The following is a 23,916-nucleotide window of genomic DNA, read 5'->3' as shown; positions in this document are numbered from 1 at the left end:
CTAATAATTTTTAATCAATAATTCAAAGTGACCAGTTCTCTTTTTAGAGTTGGAATTAATTGAGCGATTTGCCCTGATTTTAGATACTTTCCAAGGTTTTGTCGAAAACATATCTTCAACTTCTTTAGAATTGGAATTTGACAAAAGTACATTGCATCCTTTAGAATCTAAATCCATACAGAGTTCTGCCAACCTGCTAAGATCGTCAAAAGTGAAATCCTTGTTTGTGTAACTGGTAAAATTAGCTGTATCACTAACTGGTTGATATGGAGGATCAAAGTATACTAGATCACCTTTTTTAGCATCTCTGAGGACTGCCTCAAAATCCCTACATTGTATATGGACTTTGCTTGATTGTAAGATATTACTCACAGAACGAAGATTGTCTTCATTTACAATATTTGGATTTGTGTATTTACCCAACGGGACATTGAATTTTCCCTTACTGTTAACTCTGTATAATCCATTGAAACAAGTTCTATTCAAGAAAATTAATCGAGAAGTTTTTTCAATTTGGCTTCTAGGAGTACTTTCCCTAATAGAGTAATAGTATGATTTAGAATCTTTTTGATAGTTTTTTTCATGATTTTTTAGTGAAGCAATTAATGCGTCTGTTCTATCTCGAATTGTAGTATAGGATAAAACAAGATCAGAATTAAGATCAGAAATACTACATTTCTGACCATTACGTTCTGTCAACATATGGAAAAGTAATGCACCACCTCCCAAGAAAGGTTCAAAATAAGTTCCAAAGGATTTAGGTAAATTTTCATTTAGTATAGGAATTAGTTGACGTTTTCCGCCAGCCCATTTTACAAAGGGTTTTGGAATAGTTAGAATCTGACCGTATTGCTGCTTCACATATCATAATCACAAGATTACATATTGTCAAAATAGACAATAAAAGATCACAAGCTGTGTGGTATTTTTTAATCAAATTTTTGGAAGTGTAGAGAATCCTCTAAGGGATAGATAATAAAATGAAAAGGAAAAGGTTGGAGTTTTTAGTCCCACTTTGACCAAGCGGCCATCCATCTGTATGTCCAAGTGTTAAGTTTACAACCTAATGCTGCAAACGTACATGCCAATACTGCACCTGCACCTGCACCGAGCGCAACTGGGCTGTTATAGAATTTACCTACTTGCGGTTCTATCGGTGTCATGTATGGTGGCAATGTTGGTCTTGGATATTTGAATGCCGTTTCTAGTGGGTCTGCTACCGTTATCAGGTTTACCATATTGAACAATGGTAATGACATTCCTACTAGTACTCCGCCAAACAGTATCAAGCTGTGCTTGTTCTTCTTTGTTGCCCAATAAACTAAGTCCAACAGCATTGCTGATGGTAGCCAAATTGGAGTGACAATGAAGTCATATGGGTATCCTAACGAAAACCATGCGGCTTTTGCGACCCATGTGTATACTGTCATAATTAGAGCGTAGTACGTTGCTGTGCCTGGAACGCCTGTAAATGTAAGATAGTATGTAGCACCTACAATAAGCATCAACGTTTGCGATATTGAAAATACCGTGTACGAAGTCCAAGCCCAGTCAGTGTAGAAGATGTAGTCTCCTGCATTAATTGTTAACAGTGTTGAGTTAACTGCAACTACTACTATGAATAAGTAGTGTGTACATCGTCTTAACCAGACCATAAGAAGTCAAAGAAACGGTCAGTATATAAAATTTTAGAGTGAGATGAAGATCGTCATTTCCGACTTGAGATAAAATGGAGAAATATTCATCACAAGTAGTTCTAAATTAAAATGAAAAAGAAAATTGCTGAAGGGGTTTCCTTCTAGTTACCAACCAACGTATAGTGATACAAACAAGCAAAATACTGTTGCACCAGCAACACTAGCAGCAACGATACCGTTACTGTTTTTGTTGGAACCTTCTTCCATGACTTTAACACAGAAGATGTAACCTATTGTGATAATGATTGTAAGTACGATGAAAGCGAAGTGGCCACTTGCTGTTGGATATGCCCATGGATAATAGAAGTATCCAGCTGCAGTACCACCAAAAGTTGCCAATATTGCTGCCCAGAATGATACTGTGATCATACCAGTCATATTTTCAACGCGTCTACCAATCATTCGTTCTACATCAGCACTTGATGATCCACCAGCGCCGCCAGAACCGAATCCTTTTGGAAGAGTCATTATGGAATTATTCTAATCCATATTCTTTTAAGTCTTTCTTAAAAGGGCATACAGGTACGATCTACGTCGTTTTGAAAAATAAGAAAAATAAAAAATGTGCTAATGCACTTTTTCTAAGGAATTGCTCTGCTGTACAATTTGCCTTCTAAGGCCATCTTGTACATCTCAGCAACGTATGGGTTCTCTCCAGGAGTTTCTGCACCAAGTTCTACGAGTCGAGCATATACTCTAACTACGTATGCTAGTGCACCCATGAAAGCCACTACGACTCCCATGTTAAACATCCAATGGTTTGGAACTGCAAAGATTTCTTCTACAAACCAGAAATGCCACATCTCATTGACACCAATTGTAAACATGGTTGCAAGGTAACCAAGAATGGTCATCTTCAATCCAGTGTTCATTGAATTATTTGGGCCTCTAAGAACTGGAATTTTTCTATCATAGATTGCTGCTGCTCCCCATCCAAGTGGTAATGTGATGAAGTGGGAGTATAGCCACCAGTGTGCTGGTGTGAAAGCACTATCTCTGATAGAGGTTTGATGTAAAGATCCATCAACGAAGTTGTCTACTTCGACTGATGCTGCAGTAGAACCCATAGCAATAACGATGAGCCAGACTTTCTTTAGTCTCTGGATCTCAACTTCTTTTGGGATTAATGCGGGCATCTGTGCCATGCATACCATCATGTTAATTCGGAATATAAAGTAAGAGTTTCAAACAATGCTGATTTATTCTAATATATTATAATTAATTAAAAAATAAATATAAATATTATATATTTTTGCATTTAAAACATTATAATTTAGTCCATTTTTTTATCAATTTTGATGTTATACATCAATGCTTAACAATGAATAAAGTGTCGATCCTCGTTATGAAGGTAAAACATATAACGTTGTGTTTTATTTCCGTACTTTAGGGATAACTATGGTCGAAAAAAGAATTTTCGTATTTGGACTTGCTGTAGTACTTGCACTAGGAACTTTAGGTTTCAACTGGGTTGAATCCGTACTTCCAACTGCAGATGCACACGGTGTCCAAGCACAACTCCAGAGTCGTTTCATCAGAATTGAGGATGAAACCTTCAACAGACAATCCCTACAAACTGGCGAAACCTTGACACTTCAAGGAACTTTAGTTAGTTTAGTAGAAAGAGACCTAAGAGGATGGCTATCCATTTTCACAGAGTCAACCAACGCAGGTAACAGATGGGAGATGTTGGCAAGAGACCCACCAGGAAACGTCTTTGACATTCCAGGTAATGCTGTCGTCGATTACTCACTATCTGCCAAAGCACTTGAAGCAGGTGTATACCACGTACACACCCAACTCAACGTAGCACAAGTTGGTCCAGGACTAGGTCCAGGTCAAACAGTAGTAGTTGAAGGAGATCCAATTATCAAACCAATTCCATATACAAACATCGCATATCAATCAATCATTATCGGTGTTGGTTATGTTATTACGTTTGCAACACGACCCTGGCAAGTAATCTAAACAACCCAATTTTTCCTTTTCATTTATTAGATTCTTCTTTACGGTTTCCGTAAGAAAACAAACCAAGTTTATCTTCTAGAAAATATTAATGAAAATATGCTAAGTTTTAAAATAACAAAATTAGATATTTTTCAGAGTTATTTTTTTGGAGAAACAGAATTCCGTTCTGACAAATACAAAGTAAACATTCAAAATCAAAGAAGAGGAAAAGTTCTAAAATTACCTTTTCCAATAAAACCAAAAAATGAAAAAATTATAGTTAGAATATCAGGAGAAGGGAATGTATTCATGGAAGATTATCTTCCCTACAAAGGAGAATCAGAATGGTTAGAAATTGATTCTGATGAAATAACCTACTTTTTGGCAGACCATCAAGACCAATGTGACACAATTGAAATTATGTATGAATAAGAGAAAGGACTTTAAGGAATCTGGTCAAAGTCATCACGATGAAATATCCTGGAATGGGGGATCCGTACAAAAGAAGCAAGACAATAAAATTTCTTGTACTAAGTGCAATCATAGGTGGCATCGCAGTATTGCTTACTAGTTTGATAGTAAACCCCATGATAGGTCAGCAACCACATAATGCTTGTATTGACGACATTGATACAGATTGGAAAATATCATTTACATTTGAAATGATTATGGATGGTCAGAAAGCTGAAGTTCAGCCAAATATTGGAATCACAGAAGATTGTCAAAGAGCTATATACACACTATCTAATGATGGTACAGTACATGCCGAATGGACAGAAAATCCGAATTTCGAGATAGGTCATTTCTTATACATTTCCAAGTTTCAAATTAGAGATGTTGAAGAGTCAAAAACGGAAATTTATGTAAATGATAGATTGTCAGATCAAGGTCTGAAAACTCCAATACAGGACAAATATCACTACAAAGCAGTGTTTACTTCAAAAGATTATGATTCATCTAAAGACAAAGACTTCCTTCCAGAACTAGAAAATTAAGGATATAGCAGATTCGTAATTACCTGAAAACTAGCATTGTTGACTTTGTAAAAAATTGTGATTACTAGAACTTTGAAAAAAGACCATAGTTTTCACTAAGAGATTTTAAAAATAATGAAAAGAAGAAAGTGATTTACCAGTATTTACCGTTGTCTGGAATAAGACCGATACCTTCTCTTTCAAAGTGTCTGTCTAATTCATCAACCCATCTCTCACGGTTGTCTTTGTAAGCCCAGCCGTGTACACGTAACCAAAATGAGATTACTCCAAGAAGGAATATTGTGAACATGATGGTTCCGAAGATGTAAATCATTACATCGTAGAATAATGGGTCGTAGTTTGGTCCCAGTTGTCCTGTTATTGAAGACAGGATGCTGAGGAAAGTACCTACGATAGGAATCATAATAATTTGGCTCTATTTCTGCGATATATACATTTCTTTTATTATCAGAAAGTACGAGATCAGGATTCTTCAAGAAAAGAAAATGAATAAAATCAGTTTACACTAAGAAGAGATAATAAAATAAGAGAAATGTGAGGTTTGATTATCCTCTACCCATTGCTGCGTATTTGCCAGATCTTCCTCTAATGAAGAAAGCCCCTGCAATACCACCGAATACTGCACCAGCAATTACTGCTGCACCAACTACACCACTTGCATCAAGATATGGAGTTCCTGAACCAGATGATGGATTAGCTTGTGCTGCTGCGATTCTTCTTGTTTGAATCTCAAGTGCTTCTTCTAATGTATAAGATCCGGTTTGTCCTTCACTACCGACATTACCCATGTATTGTGCAAATGCTACTGCACTTTCTGCATAGAGTCCTATAGTGAATACAGCGATTAGAGATGCTGCTAATAGTATTTTTGTATTCATACTGTTTACCTGCTCGTTTTGGTGGACGAGAGTTATTTAACTTTTATTCTGAACACCAAATTTTGATATAATGTACGAGATCAGTATAAGTAACGTTTAATTCTGCTCTATAATGAGCCAAATCATGGGACGAATGCACACACATAGACATGGAAAATCACATTCAATTAGACCAGCTACACTTCGTGCACCTTCTTGGATTACACAGAGCCCTGCAGAAATTGAAGAATTAATTATAAAATATGCCAAAGATGGATTAACCCCTAGTCAAACAGGAATTAAATTAAGAGATCAACATTCCATTCCCCTAGTGAAAGCAATAACCAATAAAAAAATGGGTCAAATTTTAGAAGAACATGATTTGAAAGCTGAAATGCCTGAAGACCTAGAAAACATTGTTAGAAAAGCAGTGAATCTTCAAAAACATCTTAAATCAAACAAAGGAGACAATAGAAATGTTAGATCTTTGGAATTAATTGAAGCCAAAGTTCACAGACTATCAGTCTACTACAAAAGAATTGGAAGAATTGATAAAACATGGAAGTATAAATCCGTGGTTGCTCAACTAGAGTAATGACAAAATCGCTTGACGAATCACTTTCATTTTTCAAGGACAAAATTTTAGATTGTATAAAATCAAAAAAATCAATTTCAGTTACAACTCATATTGATTGTGATGGATTAACATCAGGCAGCATTATTACTAAAGCCCTAATCAGAGCAGGTGCCAATTGTACAGTTAGAACATCAAAAGAATTTAGTAAAAATGTTCTAGAATCATTCAAAACAGATTCTAGAGATTTTCACATAGTAACTGATCTAGGAGGAGGTTTTGCAAATGAATTAGATAAAACATTGGGAGATAACTGGATTGTTTTAGATCATCACCAAATTCCAAATGAAGAGATGGATAATCAAAATGTCATAAATTCATGGAGATATGGAATTGATGGAGGCGTCGACATATGTGCTGGAGGAATGGCATATCTTGCATCAGTAGCCCTTGATGAAAGAAATTCAGATTTATCTGCAATTGCAGTTGTTTCAGCTTTAGGAGATAGACAAGATCAGGGAGAACGAAAATCATTTACAGGTAAAAACTTTGAGATTGCAAACACTGCCAAAGAACTGGGTTTGGTGGATATTGATTTGGATTTATTGTTAGTTGGAAGAGAAACAAGACCGCTTGCAGATGCCTTGGCCTTTACATCACAGCCATTTATTGAGGGATTAACTTGGAATAGAGACACATGTTTTTCACTACTAAATTCATCGGGAATTAATCTCAAAGAAGAAGGAAGGTGGAGAGTTCCAGCTGAACTAAATGAAGAAGAAAAAAGACAAGTCATTGAATCAATTACCAAATTCGCTTCAGGGCAAAACGCCACAGAAATAATGTCAGAACTGATTGGATATACCTATACATTCCCAAGAGAAGACAACAGAAGTTTCTTGAGAGACGGAAGAGAATTTTCAACTATGTTAAACTCATGTGGAAGAATCAATCGTTCGGGAGTAGGAATGGCAGTATGTATGGGAGATAGAAACAAAATTCTAAGAGAAGCAGAAACCATTCTAACAGATTATAGAAAAATGATCCGAGAATATATGAATATTTTATCAAATGAAAGATGGAGAATTTCTGAAAGTAAGACATGCATCATGGTAAACGGTGAAGACATAGTTCCAGAAACAATGACAGGTACCATTTCATCATTAATTGCAGGATCACCAAAAAATTCTGGAAAAATTGTAATTTTGAGAACAAAGGGTGATGAGAACACAATCAAGTTCTCATCAAGAAAGTCTTTTGGTTGTACGTCAGATATCAATCTTAGTGAAATAATGAGAACAGGTGCTGAGAAATTCAACGGTATTGGTGGAGGTCATAATGCAGCTGCAGGAGCAAAAATAACTAAAGACAAATTAGATGAGTTTCTTAACTATTTAGAAGTAAATGTCATTAACGTGTCAAGTTCAGGTAATTCTCAATAACATATCAAAAGAAAAAGCTGAAACCGTAAAAAAAGCCTTAGAACCAGACAATGTAGATTTCCCAGAGGGATTGAGTCTTAATGTTGAAAATATGGACAACAAACTAGTTTTTAATTTTAAAAGTAAAAAGAATATCAAACAGCTAACTAGTACAGTTGATGAAGTGATGGAACATATCCAAGTTGCGTTAAAGGTGATAGAATAATGCTAGATCCAAAATTAATCAAAGAAAAGCCACAGATAATTCGCAATATGCTCAAAGATAGATCTGTTGATTTTGATTTGGACACATTAATTGAATCTGATCAAAAAAGACGTGAATTAATAATTAAAACAGATGAATTACGAAAAAAGAAAAATCAAGTAGCATTAGAGATTTCTCAAAAAAAGAAAGCAGGGGAAGATGCCTCATCAATTTTATCAGAAATGAAAGATATTTCAGCACAACTTACAAAATTAGAATCAGAACAAGAAATAGTTGAAAACACATATTCTAAATTAGCACTAACCATTCCAAACCTTGTTCATGAATCTGTTCCTGTTGGTGCAGATGAAAATGCAAATATGGAAATCAAAAAATGGGGGAAAATTCCAAATTTTGAATTCAAGATAAACGATCATATCGATATCTCAGAGAACCTAGATTTGGTAGATCTAGAAAGAGCTGCAAAAGTAGCAGGAGCTAGATTTTATTATTTAAAAAATGATCTTGTAAGGTTAAATCATTCATTAATCCACTTTGGTTTGGATTTTCTTGCAAAAAAAGAATATTCGTTAATTCAACCGCCATACATGATTAATCGAGAATCAATGGAAGGAGCCGTGATTGCAGATGATTTTGAAGAGGTGATCTATAAAATAGAAGATGAAGATCTTTACATGATTGGAACATCAGAGCACGCCATGGCAGCAATGAGAGCAAAAGAAATCCTAGAAGGAAAAGATTTGCCTTTAAGATATGCAGGTGTTAGTCCATGTTTTAGAAAAGAAGCTGGGGCACATGGAAGAGATCAGAAAGGAATTTTCAGAGTTCATCAGTTTGATAAAATTGAACAATTTGTATTTTCAAGACCTGAAGACTCGTGGAAAGAGCATGAAAAAATGTTAGCAATAGCTGAGGAATTTTATCAAGAGTTGGAAATTCCTCACAGAGTGATGTTACTATCATCTGGAGACATGGGAAAGGTTTCTGCAAAGACATATGATATTGAAGCCTGGATGGCAGGACAAAACGCATACAGAGAAATTGTTTCATGCTCAAATTGTTTAGAATATCAGGCAAGACGATTAAAAATCAGATTTAGAGATAAGACAAATGAAGATACACAGTATGTACATACACTAAACAGTACACTGGTAGCCACAACTAGAGTTCTCGTATCAATTATGGAGAATTTCCAAACCAAGGATGGCCACATAAGAATTCCTAGTGTTTTACAGAGCTATATGGGAAATCAAAAAGAGATCTAGTGATATACCCTTATATTTTGGGTTCAAAGTTCGTTAATAATTGGCACGTAGAAAAGGTCGAGTAAAGGACAAGTGGCGAGAAAAACGCTGGGTTACAGTATATGCACCAGATTCATTCAATAACGTCCCAATTGCATATGTACCAATTACAGATGATGAAAATGCCGTAGGTAGAGTTTTAGAAGTCACACTATACGATATTCTAAAAGGGGATCCATCACAGCACCAATACAAAATTTATTTCCAAATTAATAAAATTGAAGGAGACAAGGCAATGACAATTTTCAAGAGATATGAATATTCAAAAGAATTTTTACGTAGTTTAGTAAGAAGAGGTTCATCAAAAATTAATTTCAGCATAGATATTAAAACAAAAGATGGCTACATCTTTAGAATTAAATTACTTGCTCTAACACATAGACAACTAAACACATCAAGACAGCATGCACTTAGATTAATTGCTCAAGACGTGATTAGAAAAACAATTCCAGAAATGACAATTGATCAATTTGTTCAAGCAACATGTTACAGTAAAATTAATTCAGATGTTATGGCAGCATTCAAGAAAGTAATCAGAGTAAGACATGTAGGTCTAGAGAAAGTAAAACTCATCAGAACTGCAGACAAAGAAACAAAATTGTTAGTTGCATAATCAACGAGTCATTCTTTATAATTATGGCACCTAAGATTGAAATTACAATTGATGTAATTGTTCATGCAACAGAAGATATTTTAAAAATTTTTCAATCTTTTGAAGATGTTTTAAATCTTAAAGAAGACGATTTCGTCATTGAAGAAGTCGAAGGGCATTATGAAAATCCTATAATTATGTTAAAAGCAAAAATAGTGAAAAAACAGGCTCAAAATTTAATGAGTAAAATACTTGAACTTTTACCAGTTGAACAAATCAAAAAATTAATTGAGGAAATTGAGGAAAGGACAGTAGATTCAAGATTTCATATGAGATTAGACAAACAGGAATTAATCAGAGGAAATCTTGCAATTAAAGAAAAAGAAACCATAAAATTAAAAATTCACTCACCGATTTACAACAAAAAAGACACAGTCAAAACATTTACAGAGATTTTTCAAATTGCCAACTAGATTAAATAGGAATAAAAGAACTATACAATTTGGGAATGAGGAAATATTAGCCGCTCCAGTCTGAGCGAAAGCTTTGAAGACGCCGCGACGAACCGACCCCTTTTATCGATCAATAGTTTTGAACGGGTGATTTTGTAGACTAATTCATGGTATTATTTTAAATACGGATAGACAAACCCCAATATCGTGTCAGATTATGATGTTATAATTGCAGGAGGAGGTCTGGCTGGAACTATTACCGCACAAGCAATATCATTTTACTCAAATCAAAATTTAAAAATTTTAGTTGTTGATAGAAATACCGAATTTCTACCAGGTCGAAAATCACTTGCCGGATGGGTATGTGGAGATGCATGCTCCAAAGAAGCAGTTGATTTTATGACCGAGAGAATTAAAGTTGAATGGACTAGACCTGAAATTGAGCATGATGTGAAAGGTGTGATGGCATTTTCACCAGATAAAGAAACTGCAATTCCATTTGATGGTGCAGGATTTATGTTAAATCGTCAAAGATTACCAGAAATTCAAAATGAAAGATGTAGAAAAATGGGAATTGAGTTTAAATTTGAAATTAATCTTACAGGTTTAATTTATGAAGGACAACAGGTAGTTGGAATTCAAGGTATAGATAACAAAACAAAACAACCATTCAAAAAAACATCAAAAATTGTAATTGATGCAACAGGGGTTACATCCATGCTTAGAAATGGACTTCAAAACTCTACCAAAGTTGAAAAAAGAATCGATAGAAGAGATTTAGAATCAACTGGAAGATACATCATGCATTTTGAAAAAGGACAAAAGGATCTTACAGAATTTGATCCAGATTATTGTATAATTCATTTAGATCAAGATATTGCACCTGGTGGATATGGATGGGTATTTCCAAAAGGAGACACCAAAGTAAATATCGGTTTAGGAGTTGAAAAAACTCTTTTAGATAAAAGAAACAAAAGATTAGGCAAAAAAGATAATGTTGAATCATTAATGAAAGAATACCTTTACAGAAATACTGCAATCAAAAATGCAAAGTTATCAGAAGAACCTCAAGACATCAATAATAATTCAGGAATATTCCAAGTTTCAGTTAGAAGACAAAACGATTGTATGGTATCAGGAGGATACATGATGGTCGGAGATTCTGCATGGATGCCAAAACCAATTGATGCCGGTGGAATTGGTCCAGCTTTGATTGCAGGTACGATTCTTGGAAACAATGTTGCACAAGCATTAGAAGCAAATGATGTTTCTGAGGCAGGTCTATGGCAATACAATTTAGATTATATCAAAGAATATGGATACAAAACTGCAGGTCTTGAACTCTTTAGACGATTAATACAACAAATGTCTAATGAGCAAATCAGTTATGGAATGAAACACTTTTTGGGAAATATGGATGTCGAATCAATCAGTAAAGGCGAGCATCCTGACTTTTCAGGATTAGGAAAGATTGGAATGATTATCAGAGGTGCAATGAATAAAACAGTTGCAGATGGACTAAGATACACAACTAAAGAAAATCAATGGTTAGTTGACCATTACAATAACTATCCAAAAGATCCTTCAGGATTTGAAAATTGGAATAAAACATTGCATCAGAGACTTGAAGAGGCATTTACAAAAATAGAAGCATTTGATTCTAAGAACTAATAATAAATATTGTTTAAATCATTGAAAACATACTTTGGAAGAAGCAAAATATCTGGATTGGAATAATTCAACTGAAATTCTAAACAAGGCATATGAAGCAGGTCTTTTTGTGCTCATAATAGGTCCAAAAGGAACTGGAAAAACATCCCTAGTTAGAGATTTTGCCAAAAATAAAAATGTCAATCTAAAATCCATTAATTTCAGTTTAAGAACCAGAGAAAGTCATTTGATTGGAACTAAAACGCTAACAGATGGAACAGTCAGTTTTGATGAAGGTCTGTTAATCAAATCAATGAAAAGTGGAGACATGCTCTACTTGGATGAAATAAATTCTGCAGAAGCAGATGTTTTACTTAGATTAGATGAAGCATTAGATGACAGACGCCAAATTGTATTGAAAGAATCAACGGGTGAAGTTATCAAAGCAAAAGAAGAATGGTTTGTAGTCGCTACAATTAATCCATTAACACATAGTGGAACAAAAGAATTGCCACCGCAATTACTAAGCAGATTTCCAGTACGAATTAGATTGGAATATCCTCCAGAGAATATAGAGTTAGAAATTGTCAAAAAATATGTTTCAGGAAATTATGAATCAGAAATAATTCAAGCCATCAAACTAGCAAATACATTAAGACAGGCTGCAGCAGTTGAAGAATTATTTTATTCGCCTAGCTTAAGGGAAACAATTGCTTTTGCTAAATTATTAGATAAAGGAATGTCACCAAAGGAAGTAGCTACAATTGTTTTTGGAAATGTCTATACACAATGGGGAGATATAGAGTACCAAAAAGTAAGTGACATCATAACTTCAATGTTTGGAAATTAAATGCAAGCAATTCAACTTCAAAACGATTCTTTAGTAGAAATAGCAACTTTTCTCATTAGAAGATGGTCTGAAAAAGACAACATAATAGTAGAAATTTCAGATAGAGCTGAAACAAAAACACGTCTAAAAGAAAACAAGGTGATCTTAACTCCATTAGAAAAAAGAATTGGAAATGATTTCCAAAAATATCGTCAATTTAGAACATCATTATGGTATGAGGCTATGAGAATAAAATATTGCAAAAAAATTCTTAGTAATGATCATGCATTTGGATTTATTCTCAACACAATGGAAACTCAAAGAATTGAGAGGTTGGGAAGAAAAATTTGGAAAGGTATGGATGAAGAAATTATTTTTAATTATACCTACATGCTTGTGGCAAGACCACAACTACACACAGTTTATGGGAAAGCAAGGATTGTAGAGGCATTTTACCAATATTTTATGTTTGGTGCACTGAAAGGTGAGATTCAATCAAGTAACTTTGAAAAAATAAAAAAAGCATCAATATTTGCAAAATCAATTGTTAACCAAGCGATAGAAGAAAAACAAGATACCGATTGGGTTGAAAAAAAGGTTACTGAAATTATAAAAATATTAGACATTGATTCTCTTCTAACAATTCCAATATCTTTGCCATTTATGAAAGCAGGAATGGCATTATCAGAAGAGGAATTACTAAAAGTGCTTAAAGTAATTTCTAAAAATAAAGAAGGCGACATAGGCACCATTGATCCTGCCTCTGTAATTAGAGGTGATGAGGTTTATGACGAATACAAAGTATTGCTAGATGAAAATAAAAAAATTGAAAACAAAGGATTGTCAACTGAAACAATAGGAATTCAAATTCCATCAACAAGAAACATAGATGAAACAGTAATCTATGACATGAGTCTGATTAACGGATTAAAAACAAAATTTAAAGAATGGAAAACAGGGTGGAAAGAACAACATCTTAGTTCAGGAGATGAGTTTGATGAAGAGAGCTACATAGAAGGTAACGAGCCATTTTTCACAGATATTAAAAAATCAATTAAAACAAAAATTGTAATCCTACTAGATCATTCATCTAGTATTGCATCAGATGCAATCGAATACAAAAAAGCAACTTTAGCATTGTGTGAAGTATTGGCTTTTCTCAAAGTAAAATTCGCAGTCTACGCATTTAGTACTGAAAATAGATCAATGGTTTGCTGGTCAATTAAACCAGAAAATGTAAAATGGAATAATATAACTGCAAAAAGATTAGCACAAATTGTTGCTAACGGTTCAACACCATTAGCTGAAGTTTATGACAAAATGTTTCCAATTTTACAGGCAAAGAGACCAGACATTTTTTTGACATTAACTGATGGAGAACCATCAGATCCGGATGCAGTGAGAAACATGGTAAAATCTTTCAAAAATTTAGGAATTAGCATGGTTGCTTTAGGATTAGGGTCAAATACTGTAAGAGCCATCACCATAGCAAATAATCTTAAACATTTAGCATATGAAAAAACCATGGCAGTTAGCAGGCTGAAGGATATTCCAAATAAGGTCATCAGTATTTTAGACTGGTAAATCAAAAATGAAATAATTTCACATTTTATCAGATATTTTATATGAGTAAAAAATTTACTGCATCTAGAGGAAATTATGTCAGAAAACGATTTTGATAAACATCTACTTGAGAAATTTGAACAAGAAATTTGGGGTAAAATTCCTCATCTAGAAGAAGATAAAGTAGTTAATGCAACACCGTTAATTGATCTTACAAGGGATTTCAAGGAATGTGCAAAAAACCTCTACAAACTAGATATTTCAGATTTAGACTTGAAAATATATGGAAAATTTGATTCCAATTTAGTGTCAGGCTCAATAAAGATTAGACCTGCAATTCACATTATGCATGATGCAATTAAAACTGGGAAACTGAAAGGTAATCAAACAATAATTGAAGCAACATCAGGAAATTTTGGAATAGCACTTGGGCAAATGTCAAAATTAGGATTGACTGTTGTTTCATTGGTTTCAAGAAAATTACAAGAAGGAGTCTTTAAAGAATTAAGAAATGAAAATATTCGCATAATGGATTTAGATATGGATATTTGTCCTGCTCCTGGGATGAAAGATAGTGATGCTGATGCATTAGTTGCAAAAGCTACTGCAGCAAACATTCGTTCTCAATTAGCAGAATTAGGTTTTGATCCTACAATTTATGATAAATCAATTTCTGAAGTTGAAACACTATTAGCGGCACAAGATATAATCAATTTGGCAAAACTACTTTCAAAGATATATGGTTGTTTTTGTCCAGAACAATATGATAATGAACTAAACATTGACGCTCATAAAACAATTACAGCTGTAGAAATAGATCAGCAATTACATGAAAATAATGATTCATTAGAAAACTATAGAATAATCTGCTCTTTTGGAACAGGTGGCACATCTGGTGGATTAAGTAGATACATGAATCAAAAATATAAGAAAAAGGCAGTGCACGTAGTATTTCCTGTGCCAGGTCAAGATGTCGCAGGAATTAGAACTAAAGCAAAAGCAGATGGTCTAAAGCTATACAATCCAGATGCATATGCGGCTCAACACGAAGTTGATTTTGGTCAGGCAAAACATTTGCTAAAATTTTTTGTCGATAAAGGTCACAATATTGGTGAAAGTACAGCACTTGCATTGTATGCAGTTTTAGAAATGATAAGTGATGGTGATAAGGGGAAATTTGTGGTTGTAGTTGCCGATGGTATAGAAAAATATAGAAAAAATCTAGAAGCAATGTCAGCCAATAAGCGCATTCAAGTTTCTTTGGAAGAAGCAGTATCTAGTGTTCAAGAGTATGATAAAATAATATGGGTACATCCTCAATATACTCCAAAAGAGGAAGGAATTGAAATTATTGCCAAATCTTTAGGTATAGATAAAGAAAAAATCATAATATCAAAAGCAAGTAGTATCAATCAATTATTATCAACACAGCAAATTCCTGAAGAGTTTAGCAAAAATCTAGATGGATCTAAAGGTAAATCACTGTTAATTTGCATGGCTGGAAACACGTCATTAATGACTGCTCAAGTACTTGCAAGTAAAGGCATAGTAACTGAAAGCTTGAATGGAGGTATAACGAATTTGCCTGAAGGGTTAGGTAAAAATCCAGGCGAATTTATCAAAGCAGCTACAGAATAAGTCTTGAAATGTCTTTCAGTTTCTCAACCATTTGCTGATTTAATTATTTCAGGAAAAAAAAGTATAGAATTAAGAAACTGGGATACCAATTTTCGAGGAGAATTTTTAGTTCATGCTCCAGTAAAAATAAGAATAGATGATGCTAAAAGATTAAAAATTAATAAAAAATTCGTAACAGGTGCAATTATTGGTAAAGTCCAATTATATGATGTCAAAAAATATAATTCAAATAAAGAAATTAAATTAGATCAAAAATTTCATTTCTCAACAAAAAAATTTCAAACTAAAACTTTTGGATTTTTATTGAAAAATGCAAAACCGTTACGAATTCCAATTCCATGGAAAGGCCAATTAGGAATCTTTGATGTAAATTTTCCAAAAACTAAAATCAAAAACAAAGAAATTGTTTCGGACATCATAGATGAAGAGTATCGCTATCAATGGATTGGACATCATTAGAAAATTGAAAACTTAAAAAAAATTTGACTAGTATATATACAGGGCATATACAAAGTCCCACGTCATGCCTCAAACAAAGCCTATTGTTAGTGTTGAAAATGTTGTTGCATCAGCATCAGTTGATCAAAAAATAGATCTTGTTGAAATTACTAAAAAATTTCCAGATACTGAATATCATCCAGAACAATTTCCAGGACTTGTATTTAGATTAACAAATCCTAGAACTGCAACATTAGTTTTTAGAACTGGGAAGATGGTATGTACTGGAGCAAAATCTGAAGAGATGGCAATTAAAGCTGTTAATACTGTTGTTCAAAAACTAAGAAAAAGTAAAATAAAAATAAAAAAAGATGCAGTGATTACAGTCCAAAATATAGTAGCAGCAATTAATCTGGGCGGGAAAATCCATTTAGAAAAAGCTGCCAGAACACTACCTAGAAGTATGTATGAACCAGAACAATTTCCAGGACTTATTCATAGAATGCTAGATCCAAAAACGGTGTTATTGTTATTTGCATCAGGAAAATTAGTATGTACTGGAGCAAAGAAAGAATCAGATGTATATCGTTCTGTTCATAATGTACACGCATTGTTAGAAGAAAAATCTCTAATGATTTATGATGAATAATATTTAATTATATTAAATTGACTAAAGATATTTTTGAAGAGCAAAAGAACAAATTAACTCCTGAAAATGGTTTTGATTTAGTTGGCATAGATTATTTTGCAGAACCTGAAAATCAATTGTATCTAGTAGAGCATTTTGAAATGTATCAAGATGCTCTAAATGCAAAAAAGGATCGAAAGAATCAAGACGAATATTTTATACTTTACAAAGGAACAGGAAATGAATATTTTTGCAGATAGATTAGAAAAATCATAGAACTTTACTAAATTTTACACCATATCTTATCATTTGGTTTAAAAGTCAAAAAATGATGCCTGATGAAACAAGTGATTTAATCGACACATTATATGAAAAAGAAAACCCAGTACAATCTCAACAAATATCTAAACAAATTATTCGTAAAAGTCCAAAGGCAAAATATCAGATTTTTGATGAAACAGAGTTTACACGTGGAAGAGAAGTATTAGGTGATCTTATTGTACATGGCATGATAGCCTCGGGTGGTACTGATATTGACTGGTTAATTGAACACAAAGGAGGATTCATTATTTTAGAATTCAAGGGATTTCATAATGATAAAATCAACATAGCAAAAGGTCAGATGATAGCATATGAAAAATTACATGAAAAATTAAACATGGCAACAAAATGTTATCTGTATGTTGTTGGATGTGATGATATTGATTTTTCTAATCCAGATTCAACGATATGGATTTTTGAAATGAAACAATGGAAATCAGGTGCAATACCAAAAAATACCACAGACATTTATGGTGACGATACAGGTAAACAAAATAAATTCATTGTTTATCGTGAATACATGAATGAGATTAGTGTAGAAAAATTAAGAAATTTAGTAGATTCGCATTGGAAAGAATTTGAATAAATTATGCAGTAAATGAAAATGTATTAGATTTTGTTTCTTTACCATCATCTACTATAATTGTATAGATACCAGATTTTTCCCATCCTGGACCTCCTGCAATAGCTAAAGTTGAAAATCTTCCATCACTTTTCAACGATATTTGTTCTGCCCATACTAGTTCATTATTTTGATTCTCTATTGAAAGATTAACAGTTCCTACAGAAGTAGACATACCACTGATTGAAATTAAATCCTTTTTGCTATATGATTCTAAATCAGTTTGAATAGATAATGAAATTGCAACATTGTTAGATGTATCAATTTTAGTAGTTCCAGTTGTAAAACCACTAAAAGAAACAGCCATTGCAATAATTATGACTAGAGATAATCCACCAATACCAAACATAATTTTTTTATTTTTAGATTTTGAATATGATATTCGTGGTACCTGGGTTTGTAATGATTGAGTTTGTTGATAAGGTTGAATTTCAGGAATATGTACGTCAGGAATTGATGGTTTTTCTACAGTTGGTTGAGTAAACTGAGGTTTTTTTCCTAAATGTTTTTCAGCTAATTGCCTAACATAATTTCTTTCATAATTACTGATAACTTCGTTATTTTCACATGCTCTGCAAATTTGCTTTAGAATTCTATCATCCCCAAAATCCTTATCCAAAAGAGCTTTTACATCATCTAACAGTAGATCTGTCATGTGTATTTTCTCTCAAATTGATTATTTATGAATATATGTCAGATAGCTATTTTGCATAGACTTTTTGGGCTTGTATTATGACTGTTCTAATGTAATCCTTAGCAGTCGAATCAGTAACCCCCATTTGCTTTGCTCTTTGATAAAGATCAACTTCTTTAGGATTTAGCAAATAGCACTTCAAAAGATAATTGAGTCTATGAGACCTTTTTTCATCACTTTTCATAATTTTATTTTTTTCAGATACTAAAAAGGTCAGAGGATTATGACATAACCCACTAGAGTCCATAGTATCATAAAATTTGAATAAAAACATATGATCTTTTTTAAACAATACAAAAAAAAGAATTCAAATGAAACGAATTGAGGCAACAGTTCAAGCAACTAAAATCGGGGCAGTGACTGAAGCAATAAATGATATTGTTGGAGGATACACCATTCTTGAAGGTAAAGGTAGGGGTTCTGGAGCCAGACAAGAAATGAGATCTGGAAGAGGAACAGGTACAATTACTGCAGAATTCAATCAAGTTGCAACTGTTAGTACAGTTGTAAATGATTCTGACGTGGAAAAAGTATCTTCAGCAATTGCAGATGCAGCTTTTACAGGAAAAGGTGGAGATGGAATTATTACCACAACTAATGTTGAAAGTGTTCTAAATATTGCATCTAAAAAGAGTGGTTCTGAAGCCCTCTAATCATTTTCTTTTATCAAAGTTATACAATACATGAATTAGTAATAATTAAACTGCTGAGAGGATAACAACTCCTCTCAGGGCGGCATCCCTTTGGGGGACATGTTTTTGAAGGGATGGTTTAGTATTGCAGTTTGAGTATAAAAGCAAAAAAATTTGAATCTTATTGTTGACCTTCAATTCCCATTAAAGTTAGTGTTGATCTAATTTTTGGAATTTTCCTAATTTTCCAGGTGATTGTCTCTCTCAAGGCCTCCACTTGACTTGATTCCACTTTAGCCAAAATATCATATGCACCAAAGGTGCCATGTACTTCAACAACACCTTCAATAGATTTTAGTTCTGAAATAACAGATTCTTCAGAACCTAGCTCACAGTTTATGAGAACATAAGCTGTTGCCAATTATGATTCAACTCCTATTTTCATACATAAAATGTATTATTGAATTATATAAGAATAATCCAATTTGTATTAAAATTTAATATTAAATTGGGCAATATTGTAAACAAATGTTAAGGAATTTCTAGATAATTTAAAAGACTTCCAAGTTAAAAATATGCATCATTCATAATTTTTTCAAGTTCTTCAATATTTTTTGAAATAGTAATTTTAGAACGCAATTTAGATCCACCTTTCATGCCCTTAGTAAATCTCATGGCTTGGCCCTTGATATTTGCAAATTTTATTTTATATTTATTTGTGAGATGGAGATATTCAAAAAAAGAATCTAACCTATCTTTGAATGAGTATTCCTTGTAAGAATTTGTTTTTAAATAATCGTTAATTTGTTCAAACAAGAATGGATTGCCCATTGCACCTCTACCAATCATCACATAATCGCAATCAGTATTATCCATCATAGTTTTAGCATCCTCAGGAGTAGTAATATCACCATTCCCAACAATTGGAATACTAGAAATTTCTTTTAGTTCTTTAATTAAATCCCAATCAGCAGTTCCAGAATATCCTTGACTAACAGTTCTTGGATGAAGTGTAATCATTTGAATACCTTCATCTTCGGCAATTTCTGCAATATCTCGAAAAAGAAATTTACTAGCATTAGTAACTCCTGAGCGAATTTTTAATGTGACCGGTTTTTTTACAGCGTTTACAAGTGTGCTAAAAATTTGCTGAGTAAGATTAACTTCTTGTAGCAATGCACCTCCTGCCATTTGTTGTGTAATATGGGGTGCAGGGCAACCCATGTTATAATCAATCATATCAAAATAAGGTTCTACAATTTTTGCAGCTTTTTCTAAAGCAGAAAGATCAGATCCGAATAATTGAATTGAGAGAGGGCGCTCTTCATCAGAATATTCAATGAATTCCTGAATGGTTTTCATTTTTTCTTTAAGTTGACTTTCTTTTGCAATAATACTATGAATATTTGTAAATTCTGTAACTACTAATCCAGCACCCATTTTTTTACATTGTAAACGAAGTGCAGGATCACTCACTCCGGCCATGGGTGCTAAAAAGGCCCTACTTGAAAATTTTGGAAGCATATTCAAACTTTACAAACTGAATATATTTATCATTCAAATATTTACGCAGATGAATTCTTTTAATTATCTGGGCAACCGTCTAGATCCCTATCGCCGTCATAATCCTCAGGATCAAGAGGGCAAAGATCTTCATCGTTGATTATACCATCTAAGTCATCATCGTGGACAAACCTTTGTTGCTCTGGGGCAGTATCAGGACAACCGTCATGATCATTATACTTGTTCCAAGTTTCTGGGCTTGTTGGACAGGAATCAATTGCATCATAATATCCATCACCGTCAGAATCTGGTCTAGTTGGTGTTGTAGACTCTGCAGCTAGAATATCTGGACAGCCATCCCAGTCAAGATAACCATTAAAGTTCTCTTGTTGATCAAGACATGAATCCCATCTGTCATCAATGCCATCACCGTCAGAATCAGCAAAACTATATGATGGAACTACAGAACCAGCTGAATCAGGGCAGCCGTCTTCATCTTGATAGAAATTATAAGTTTCAGGTTCTAGTGGACATGCATCAGATACATCTACAATACCATCTTGGTCAGAATCAAGTGTAAATGTAAATTTGTCAGGACAGCCGTCTGAATCTTGGAATTGATTAAACGTTTCAGGTTGAGCAGGACATGAATCTAAGTAATCGGGAATTCCATCACCGTCAGAATCAGCAGTACGTCGATTATCAGGAATTTGATCTGGACAGCCGTCTGAATCAAGATATCTATTGTAAGTTTCTCTAGAATTAGGACATTGATCTACATTATCAGTAATTCCATCAAAGTCAGAATCCCCAAATGAATCATATGCTATTGTATCGGGACAACCGTCTTCATCTTGGAAGCCGTTGTATCTTTCAGCAATTGTTGGACATTCATCATAAATGTCAGGTATATCATCATAATCAAGATCAGATAATGCAGATTTTGAGAATCCAGGAATATCTGGGCAACCGTCTGAATCTAGATACCCGTTATAATTTTCAGGTTCATCAACACATGCATCCCATCTATCATCTATTCCATCACCGTCAATGTCTGGAAAAAGATATGAAGGTATAATGGAGTCATTTGAATCTGGGCAACCGTCACCGTCTTTAAAAAAGTTGTAAGTTTCAGGTTCTAATGGACATGCATCATTGATGTTTAGAATTCCATCCATATCAGAATCCAATGTTGAATCATTACTATCAGGGCAGCCGTCAGCATCTTGGAATCCATTATATGTTTCCGGTTGGTTTGGACATGAATCCAAAATATCTGGAATGCCGTCACCGTCAGAATCAGATGTGTATTTGTTGTCTGCAATAAAATCTGGACAACCATCACTGTCAAGGTATTGATTGTAAGTTTCTTTATAATATGGACATGCATCAAATTGATTCAAAATTCCATCACCGTCAGAATCACCCGAAATTGTAAATTCAATTTCATCTGGACAACCGTCTTCGTCTTGGAATTTGTTAAAATTTTCACGCTCTAAGGGACATGCATCAACTGAATCAAGAATACTATCATAATCTGAATCAATTAACCCATTAGAAGCTGAACCAAATATATCAGTACAACCGTCCCAATCTAGATATCCATTATAATTTTCAGGTTCGTTCAAACACTGATCCCATCTATCATCAATACCATCACCATCAGAATCTGGGAATGTATATTTTGAATCTAATGCATCAACGCTATCAGGACAGCCGTCTTCATCCAAGTAAAAATTGTAAGTCTCAGATTCTAGGATACATGCATCTAAATTATCAGAAATTCCATCTCTATCAGAATCTCTCAAACTAAAAGCATCATCAGGACAGCCATCAGTATCATCAATACCATTGAATGTTTCTGGTCGGGTAGGACATGAATCCATAAAATCAGGAAAACCGTCTCCGTCAGAATCAGAAATACCTTGAGGAGTTACAGGAGATAAATCTGGACAGCCATCAGTATCTTGGAATTTATTGTAAGTCTCTTTTACGGTAGGGCAATTATCAATATGATCTTGAATACCATCATAATCGGCATCATACCATGGAACAAAATCAGCTGGACAACCGTCAATATTGTCACCATATTGTGGATCATAGTCTTCTAAAAGATGAGGGCAAAAATCAAGGTTATTTGGAACCCCGTCACCGTCAGAATCTATTGCCTCATTAGCAAATACACTGTTTGGCATCATGCCAATTGTTGATGTTAGTAAAAGTAAAAATCCTAAAAGATATTGTTTTTTCATTCTATATTACTGGACTATTATCAAGCAATTATTAAGTCTCACGTTGGAGTTGTTCTTCTTAGAAAGTGAAATAGGAAGATTATGGATCAGGACAACCGTCTAGATCTCTATCACCGTCATAATCCTCAGGATCAAGAGGGCAAAGATCTTCATCGTTGATTATACCATCTAAGTCATCATCGTGGACAAACCTTTGTTGCTCTGGGGCAGTATCAGGACAACCGTCCCAATCTAGATATTTGTTCCATGTTTCAGGGCTTGTTGGGCATGAGTCTAAAACATCTGGATATCCATCACCGTCAGAATCAGCATATGTAGGTGTAGTGGAGTCTGCACCTAGAACATCAGGGCAGCCGTCATGGTCTAAATAATTATTATAATTTTCTGGCTCATCAATACATGAATCCCATCTATCTTCAATACCGTCACCGTCAGTATCTGGGAATGTGTATTGTGAATCTATTGTAGTAGCACTGTCAGGACATCCATCTAAATCAAGATATCTGTTGTAAGTTTCAGGTTCTAGTGGGCATGCATCTAATGTATCAACAATTCCATCATAATCAGAATCCAATTGTGAATCATTACTATCAGGGCAGCCGTCAGCATCTTGGAATCCATTATATGTTTCCGGTTGGTTTGGACATGAATCTAAAATATCCGGAATGCCGTCACCGTCAGAATCAGATGTGAATTTGTTGTCTGCAATATAATCAGGACAGCCGTCATGGTCTAGGAATTTATTGTAAGTCTCTTTTGCAAGAGGACATTGATCTAAATCATCATAAATTCCATCGCCATCAGAATCACCAATTCTTTTATAATCAATACTATCTGGACAGCCATCTTCATCTTGGAATTTATTGTATCTTTCAGCTAAAGTTGGACATTGATCTAAATAATCTGCAATACCATCAAAATCAGCATCAAGCATATCACCGGCTGATGTTCCAGGAACATCAGGGCAGCCGTCATGGTCTAAATAATTATTATAATTTTCTGGCTCATCAATACATGAATCCCATCTATCTTCAATACCGTCACCGTCAGTATCTGGGAATGTGTATTGTGAATCTATTGT

General features: G+C 34.0%; 30 protein-coding genes. 18 read left to right on the top strand and 12 right to left on the bottom strand.

What is annotated here, in order from left to right; all coding sequences use genetic code 11:
* The 4 genes from ACW9XH_RS01100 to ACW9XH_RS01085 all read right to left on the bottom strand — a co-directional run bounded on the left by ACW9XH_RS01100 (nt 1) and on the right by ACW9XH_RS01085 (nt 2,842).
* Entirely contained in the window at nt 1–861 is an 861-nt protein-coding gene (locus ACW9XH_RS01100; RefSeq protein WP_457758806.1) for a DNA adenine methylase, read from the bottom strand.
* A gap of 143 nt (nt 862–1,004) precedes the next feature.
* Entirely contained in the window at nt 1,005–1,655 is a 651-nt protein-coding gene (locus ACW9XH_RS01095; RefSeq protein WP_457758805.1) for an ammonia monooxygenase, read from the bottom strand.
* A 147-nt stretch (nt 1,656–1,802) separates the two neighbouring features.
* Nucleotides 1,803–2,165, bottom strand: a complete 363-nt coding sequence (locus tag ACW9XH_RS01090) for a hypothetical protein (protein WP_457758804.1) — start codon at nt 2,163–2,165, stop codon at nt 1,803–1,805.
* 113 nt (nt 2,166–2,278) lie between these two features.
* Nucleotides 2,279–2,842 carry a methane monooxygenase/ammonia monooxygenase subunit C gene (locus ACW9XH_RS01085; RefSeq protein WP_014965814.1) on the bottom strand — a complete coding sequence of 188 codons (564 nt, stop codon included), beginning with the start codon at nt 2,840–2,842 and terminating at the stop codon, nt 2,279–2,281.
* Nucleotides 2,843–3,095: 253 nt separating this feature from the next.
* On the opposite strand from ACW9XH_RS01085, the gene ACW9XH_RS01080 reads away from it, so the two are divergent.
* From ACW9XH_RS01080 to ACW9XH_RS01070, 3 genes are all read left to right on the top strand, one after another.
* Nucleotides 3,096–3,665, top strand: coding sequence for a methane monooxygenase/ammonia monooxygenase subunit B (locus ACW9XH_RS01080; RefSeq protein WP_457758803.1), 570 nt, complete (start codon nt 3,096–3,098; stop codon nt 3,663–3,665).
* A gap of 96 nt (nt 3,666–3,761) precedes the next feature.
* Nucleotides 3,762–4,076 (top strand): hypothetical protein, encoded by a 315-nt coding sequence (locus ACW9XH_RS01075; protein WP_457758802.1) that lies wholly within the window; start codon nt 3,762–3,764, stop codon nt 4,074–4,076.
* 38 nt (nt 4,077–4,114) lie between these two features.
* Complete coding sequence (locus tag ACW9XH_RS01070) at nt 4,115–4,639, top strand: hypothetical protein (protein WP_457758801.1); 525 nt, start codon at nt 4,115–4,117, stop codon at nt 4,637–4,639.
* A gap of 133 nt (nt 4,640–4,772) precedes the next feature.
* Here the strand turns inward: ACW9XH_RS01070 and ACW9XH_RS01065 are convergent, their stop codons facing one another.
* A complete protein-coding gene (locus tag ACW9XH_RS01065; protein WP_457758800.1) occupies nt 4,773–5,042 on the bottom strand; it encodes a hypothetical protein in 270 nt (89 codons plus the stop codon).
* A 142-nt stretch (nt 5,043–5,184) separates the two neighbouring features.
* Nucleotides 5,185–5,517 (bottom strand): hypothetical protein, encoded by a 333-nt coding sequence (locus ACW9XH_RS01060; RefSeq protein ID WP_457758799.1) that lies wholly within the window; start codon nt 5,515–5,517, stop codon nt 5,185–5,187.
* Nucleotides 5,518–5,641: 124 nt separating this feature from the next.
* Here ACW9XH_RS01060 and ACW9XH_RS01055 point away from each other — a divergent pair, with 124 nt between their 5' ends.
* The 14 genes from ACW9XH_RS01055 (at nt 5,642) to ACW9XH_RS00990 (ending at nt 17,718) form a co-directional block, all read left to right on the top strand.
* Nucleotides 5,642–6,091 carry a 30S ribosomal protein S15 gene (locus ACW9XH_RS01055; RefSeq protein ID WP_457758798.1) on the top strand — a complete coding sequence of 150 codons (450 nt, stop codon included), beginning with the start codon at nt 5,642–5,644 and terminating at the stop codon, nt 6,089–6,091.
* Nucleotides 6,091–7,512 carry a DHHA1 domain-containing protein gene (locus tag ACW9XH_RS01050; protein ID WP_457758797.1) on the top strand — a complete coding sequence of 474 codons (1,422 nt, stop codon included), beginning with the start codon at nt 6,091–6,093 and terminating at the stop codon, nt 7,510–7,512. Before ACW9XH_RS01055 ends, ACW9XH_RS01050 begins: the two co-directional genes overlap by 1 nt.
* On the top strand, nt 7,475–7,717 hold the full coding sequence (locus tag ACW9XH_RS01045) for a KEOPS complex subunit Pcc1 (RefSeq protein WP_457758796.1): 243 nt from the start codon (nt 7,475–7,477) through the stop codon (nt 7,715–7,717). Before ACW9XH_RS01050 ends, ACW9XH_RS01045 begins: the two co-directional genes overlap by 38 nt.
* A complete protein-coding gene (gene serS / locus ACW9XH_RS01040) occupies nt 7,717–8,982 on the top strand; it encodes a serine--tRNA ligase (protein ID WP_457758795.1) in 1,266 nt (421 codons plus the stop codon). Before ACW9XH_RS01045 ends, serS begins: the two co-directional genes overlap by 1 nt.
* A gap of 40 nt (nt 8,983–9,022) precedes the next feature.
* Entirely contained in the window at nt 9,023–9,634 is a 612-nt protein-coding gene (locus tag ACW9XH_RS01035) for a 30S ribosomal protein S3ae (protein WP_457758794.1), read from the top strand.
* Between the two features lie 23 nt (nt 9,635–9,657).
* Nucleotides 9,658–10,086 (top strand): RNA-binding domain-containing protein, encoded by a 429-nt coding sequence (locus tag ACW9XH_RS01030; protein WP_457758793.1) that lies wholly within the window; start codon nt 9,658–9,660, stop codon nt 10,084–10,086.
* Nucleotides 10,087–10,272: 186 nt separating this feature from the next.
* Nucleotides 10,273–11,736: an NAD(P)/FAD-dependent oxidoreductase gene (locus ACW9XH_RS01025; RefSeq protein WP_457758792.1), complete on the top strand. Its 1,464-nt coding sequence runs from the start codon at nt 10,273–10,275 to the stop codon at nt 11,734–11,736.
* Between the two features lie 34 nt (nt 11,737–11,770).
* On the top strand, nt 11,771–12,565 hold the full coding sequence (locus ACW9XH_RS01020) for an AAA family ATPase (RefSeq protein WP_457758791.1): 795 nt from the start codon (nt 11,771–11,773) through the stop codon (nt 12,563–12,565).
* Entirely contained in the window at nt 12,566–14,128 is a 1,563-nt protein-coding gene (locus tag ACW9XH_RS01015; protein WP_457758790.1) for a VWA domain-containing protein, read from the top strand.
* Between the two features lie 75 nt (nt 14,129–14,203).
* The gene (locus tag ACW9XH_RS01010; RefSeq protein ID WP_457758789.1) at nt 14,204–15,745 is read left to right on the top strand and encodes a pyridoxal-phosphate dependent enzyme; all 1,542 of its coding nucleotides are present in this window, start codon (nt 14,204–14,206) and stop codon (nt 15,743–15,745) included.
* A gap of 3 nt (nt 15,746–15,748) precedes the next feature.
* Entirely contained in the window at nt 15,749–16,204 is a 456-nt protein-coding gene (locus tag ACW9XH_RS01005; protein WP_457758788.1) for an ASCH domain-containing protein, read from the top strand.
* A gap of 64 nt (nt 16,205–16,268) precedes the next feature.
* A complete protein-coding gene (locus ACW9XH_RS01000; RefSeq protein ID WP_457758787.1) occupies nt 16,269–16,832 on the top strand; it encodes a TATA-box-binding protein in 564 nt (187 codons plus the stop codon).
* Nucleotides 16,833–16,849: 17 nt separating this feature from the next.
* The gene (locus ACW9XH_RS00995; protein ID WP_457758786.1) at nt 16,850–17,071 is read left to right on the top strand and encodes a hypothetical protein; all 222 of its coding nucleotides are present in this window, start codon (nt 16,850–16,852) and stop codon (nt 17,069–17,071) included.
* A gap of 71 nt (nt 17,072–17,142) precedes the next feature.
* Complete coding sequence (locus tag ACW9XH_RS00990; RefSeq protein ID WP_457759084.1) at nt 17,143–17,718, top strand: hypothetical protein; 576 nt, start codon at nt 17,143–17,145, stop codon at nt 17,716–17,718.
* A gap of 1 nt (nt 17,719) precedes the next feature.
* On the opposite strand, the gene ACW9XH_RS00985 is transcribed toward ACW9XH_RS00990, so the two are convergent.
* Both ACW9XH_RS00985 and ACW9XH_RS00980 read right to left on the bottom strand, forming a co-directional pair.
* Nucleotides 17,720–18,409, bottom strand: a complete 690-nt coding sequence (locus ACW9XH_RS00985) for a hypothetical protein (RefSeq protein ID WP_457758785.1) — start codon at nt 18,407–18,409, stop codon at nt 17,720–17,722.
* A gap of 46 nt (nt 18,410–18,455) precedes the next feature.
* Nucleotides 18,456–18,578 (bottom strand): hypothetical protein, encoded by a 123-nt coding sequence (locus ACW9XH_RS00980; RefSeq protein WP_457758784.1) that lies wholly within the window; start codon nt 18,576–18,578, stop codon nt 18,456–18,458.
* Between the two features lie 181 nt (nt 18,579–18,759).
* On the opposite strand from ACW9XH_RS00980, the gene ACW9XH_RS00975 reads away from it, so the two are divergent.
* Nucleotides 18,760–19,101, top strand: coding sequence for a P-II family nitrogen regulator (locus ACW9XH_RS00975; RefSeq protein ID WP_457758783.1), 342 nt, complete (start codon nt 18,760–18,762; stop codon nt 19,099–19,101).
* Between the two features lie 160 nt (nt 19,102–19,261).
* Here the strand turns inward: ACW9XH_RS00975 and ACW9XH_RS00970 are convergent, their stop codons facing one another.
* From ACW9XH_RS00970 to ACW9XH_RS00955, 4 genes are all read right to left on the bottom strand, one after another.
* Nucleotides 19,262–19,501, bottom strand: a complete 240-nt coding sequence (locus tag ACW9XH_RS00970) for an Lrp/AsnC family transcriptional regulator (protein ID WP_179362489.1) — start codon at nt 19,499–19,501, stop codon at nt 19,262–19,264.
* Nucleotides 19,502–19,647: 146 nt separating this feature from the next.
* Nucleotides 19,648–20,604, bottom strand: coding sequence for a tRNA dihydrouridine synthase DusB (gene dusB, locus ACW9XH_RS00965; RefSeq protein ID WP_457758782.1), 957 nt, complete (start codon nt 20,602–20,604; stop codon nt 19,648–19,650).
* A 59-nt stretch (nt 20,605–20,663) separates the two neighbouring features.
* The gene (locus ACW9XH_RS00960; RefSeq protein ID WP_457758781.1) at nt 20,664–22,835 is read right to left on the bottom strand and encodes a thrombospondin type 3 repeat-containing protein; all 2,172 of its coding nucleotides are present in this window, start codon (nt 22,833–22,835) and stop codon (nt 20,664–20,666) included.
* Nucleotides 22,836–22,914: 79 nt separating this feature from the next.
* A partial coding sequence (locus ACW9XH_RS00955) for a thrombospondin type 3 repeat-containing protein (RefSeq protein ID WP_457758780.1) occupies nt 22,915–23,916 on the bottom strand: 1,002 nt, incomplete at its 5' end.

The sequence above is a fragment of the Candidatus Nitrosopumilus sp. bin_32a genome, from assembly GCF_054095935.1.
Note: the sequence above shows the minus strand (reverse complement) of the source record. Positions and strands in the feature narration are given on the sequence as shown.

Excerpts from the sequence above, each read along its gene's own strand:
- ACW9XH_RS01095 (WP_457758805.1), bottom strand. The coding sequence starts at position 1,655 with ATGGTCTGGTTAAGACGATGTACACACTACTTATTCATAGTAGTAGTT.
- ACW9XH_RS01090 (WP_457758804.1), bottom strand. The coding sequence starts at position 2,165 with ATGACTCTTCCAAAAGGATTCGGTTCTGGCGGCGCTGGTGGATCATCA.
- ACW9XH_RS01085 (WP_014965814.1), bottom strand. The coding sequence starts at position 2,842 with ATGGCACAGATGCCCGCATTAATCCCAAAAGAAGTTGAGATCCAGAGA.
- ACW9XH_RS01080 (WP_457758803.1), top strand. The coding sequence starts at position 3,096 with ATGGTCGAAAAAAGAATTTTCGTATTTGGACTTGCTGTAGTACTTGCA.
- ACW9XH_RS01075 (WP_457758802.1), top strand. The coding sequence starts at position 3,762 with ATGCTAAGTTTTAAAATAACAAAATTAGATATTTTTCAGAGTTATTTT.
- ACW9XH_RS01070 (WP_457758801.1), top strand. The coding sequence starts at position 4,115 with ATGAAATATCCTGGAATGGGGGATCCGTACAAAAGAAGCAAGACAATA.
- ACW9XH_RS01065 (WP_457758800.1), bottom strand. The coding sequence starts at position 5,042 with ATGATTCCTATCGTAGGTACTTTCCTCAGCATCCTGTCTTCAATAACA.
- ACW9XH_RS01060 (WP_457758799.1), bottom strand. The coding sequence starts at position 5,517 with ATGAATACAAAAATACTATTAGCAGCATCTCTAATCGCTGTATTCACT.
- ACW9XH_RS01055 (WP_457758798.1), top strand. The coding sequence starts at position 5,642 with ATGGGACGAATGCACACACATAGACATGGAAAATCACATTCAATTAGA.
- ACW9XH_RS01050 (WP_457758797.1), top strand. The coding sequence starts at position 6,091 with ATGACAAAATCGCTTGACGAATCACTTTCATTTTTCAAGGACAAAATT.
- ACW9XH_RS01045 (WP_457758796.1), top strand. The coding sequence starts at position 7,475 with ATGTCATTAACGTGTCAAGTTCAGGTAATTCTCAATAACATATCAAAA.
- serS (WP_457758795.1), top strand. The coding sequence starts at position 7,717 with ATGCTAGATCCAAAATTAATCAAAGAAAAGCCACAGATAATTCGCAAT.
- ACW9XH_RS01030 (WP_457758793.1), top strand. The coding sequence starts at position 9,658 with ATGGCACCTAAGATTGAAATTACAATTGATGTAATTGTTCATGCAACA.
- ACW9XH_RS01015 (WP_457758790.1), top strand. The coding sequence starts at position 12,566 with ATGCAAGCAATTCAACTTCAAAACGATTCTTTAGTAGAAATAGCAACT.
- ACW9XH_RS01010 (WP_457758789.1), top strand. The coding sequence starts at position 14,204 with ATGTCAGAAAACGATTTTGATAAACATCTACTTGAGAAATTTGAACAA.
- ACW9XH_RS01000 (WP_457758787.1), top strand. The coding sequence starts at position 16,269 with ATGCCTCAAACAAAGCCTATTGTTAGTGTTGAAAATGTTGTTGCATCA.
- ACW9XH_RS00990 (WP_457759084.1), top strand. The coding sequence starts at position 17,143 with ATGCCTGATGAAACAAGTGATTTAATCGACACATTATATGAAAAAGAA.
- ACW9XH_RS00985 (WP_457758785.1), bottom strand. The coding sequence starts at position 18,409 with ATGACAGATCTACTGTTAGATGATGTAAAAGCTCTTTTGGATAAGGAT.
- ACW9XH_RS00975 (WP_457758783.1), top strand. The coding sequence starts at position 18,760 with ATGAAACGAATTGAGGCAACAGTTCAAGCAACTAAAATCGGGGCAGTG.
- dusB (WP_457758782.1), bottom strand. The coding sequence starts at position 20,604 with ATGCTTCCAAAATTTTCAAGTAGGGCCTTTTTAGCACCCATGGCCGGA.
- ACW9XH_RS00960 (WP_457758781.1), bottom strand. The coding sequence starts at position 22,835 with ATGAAAAAACAATATCTTTTAGGATTTTTACTTTTACTAACATCAACA.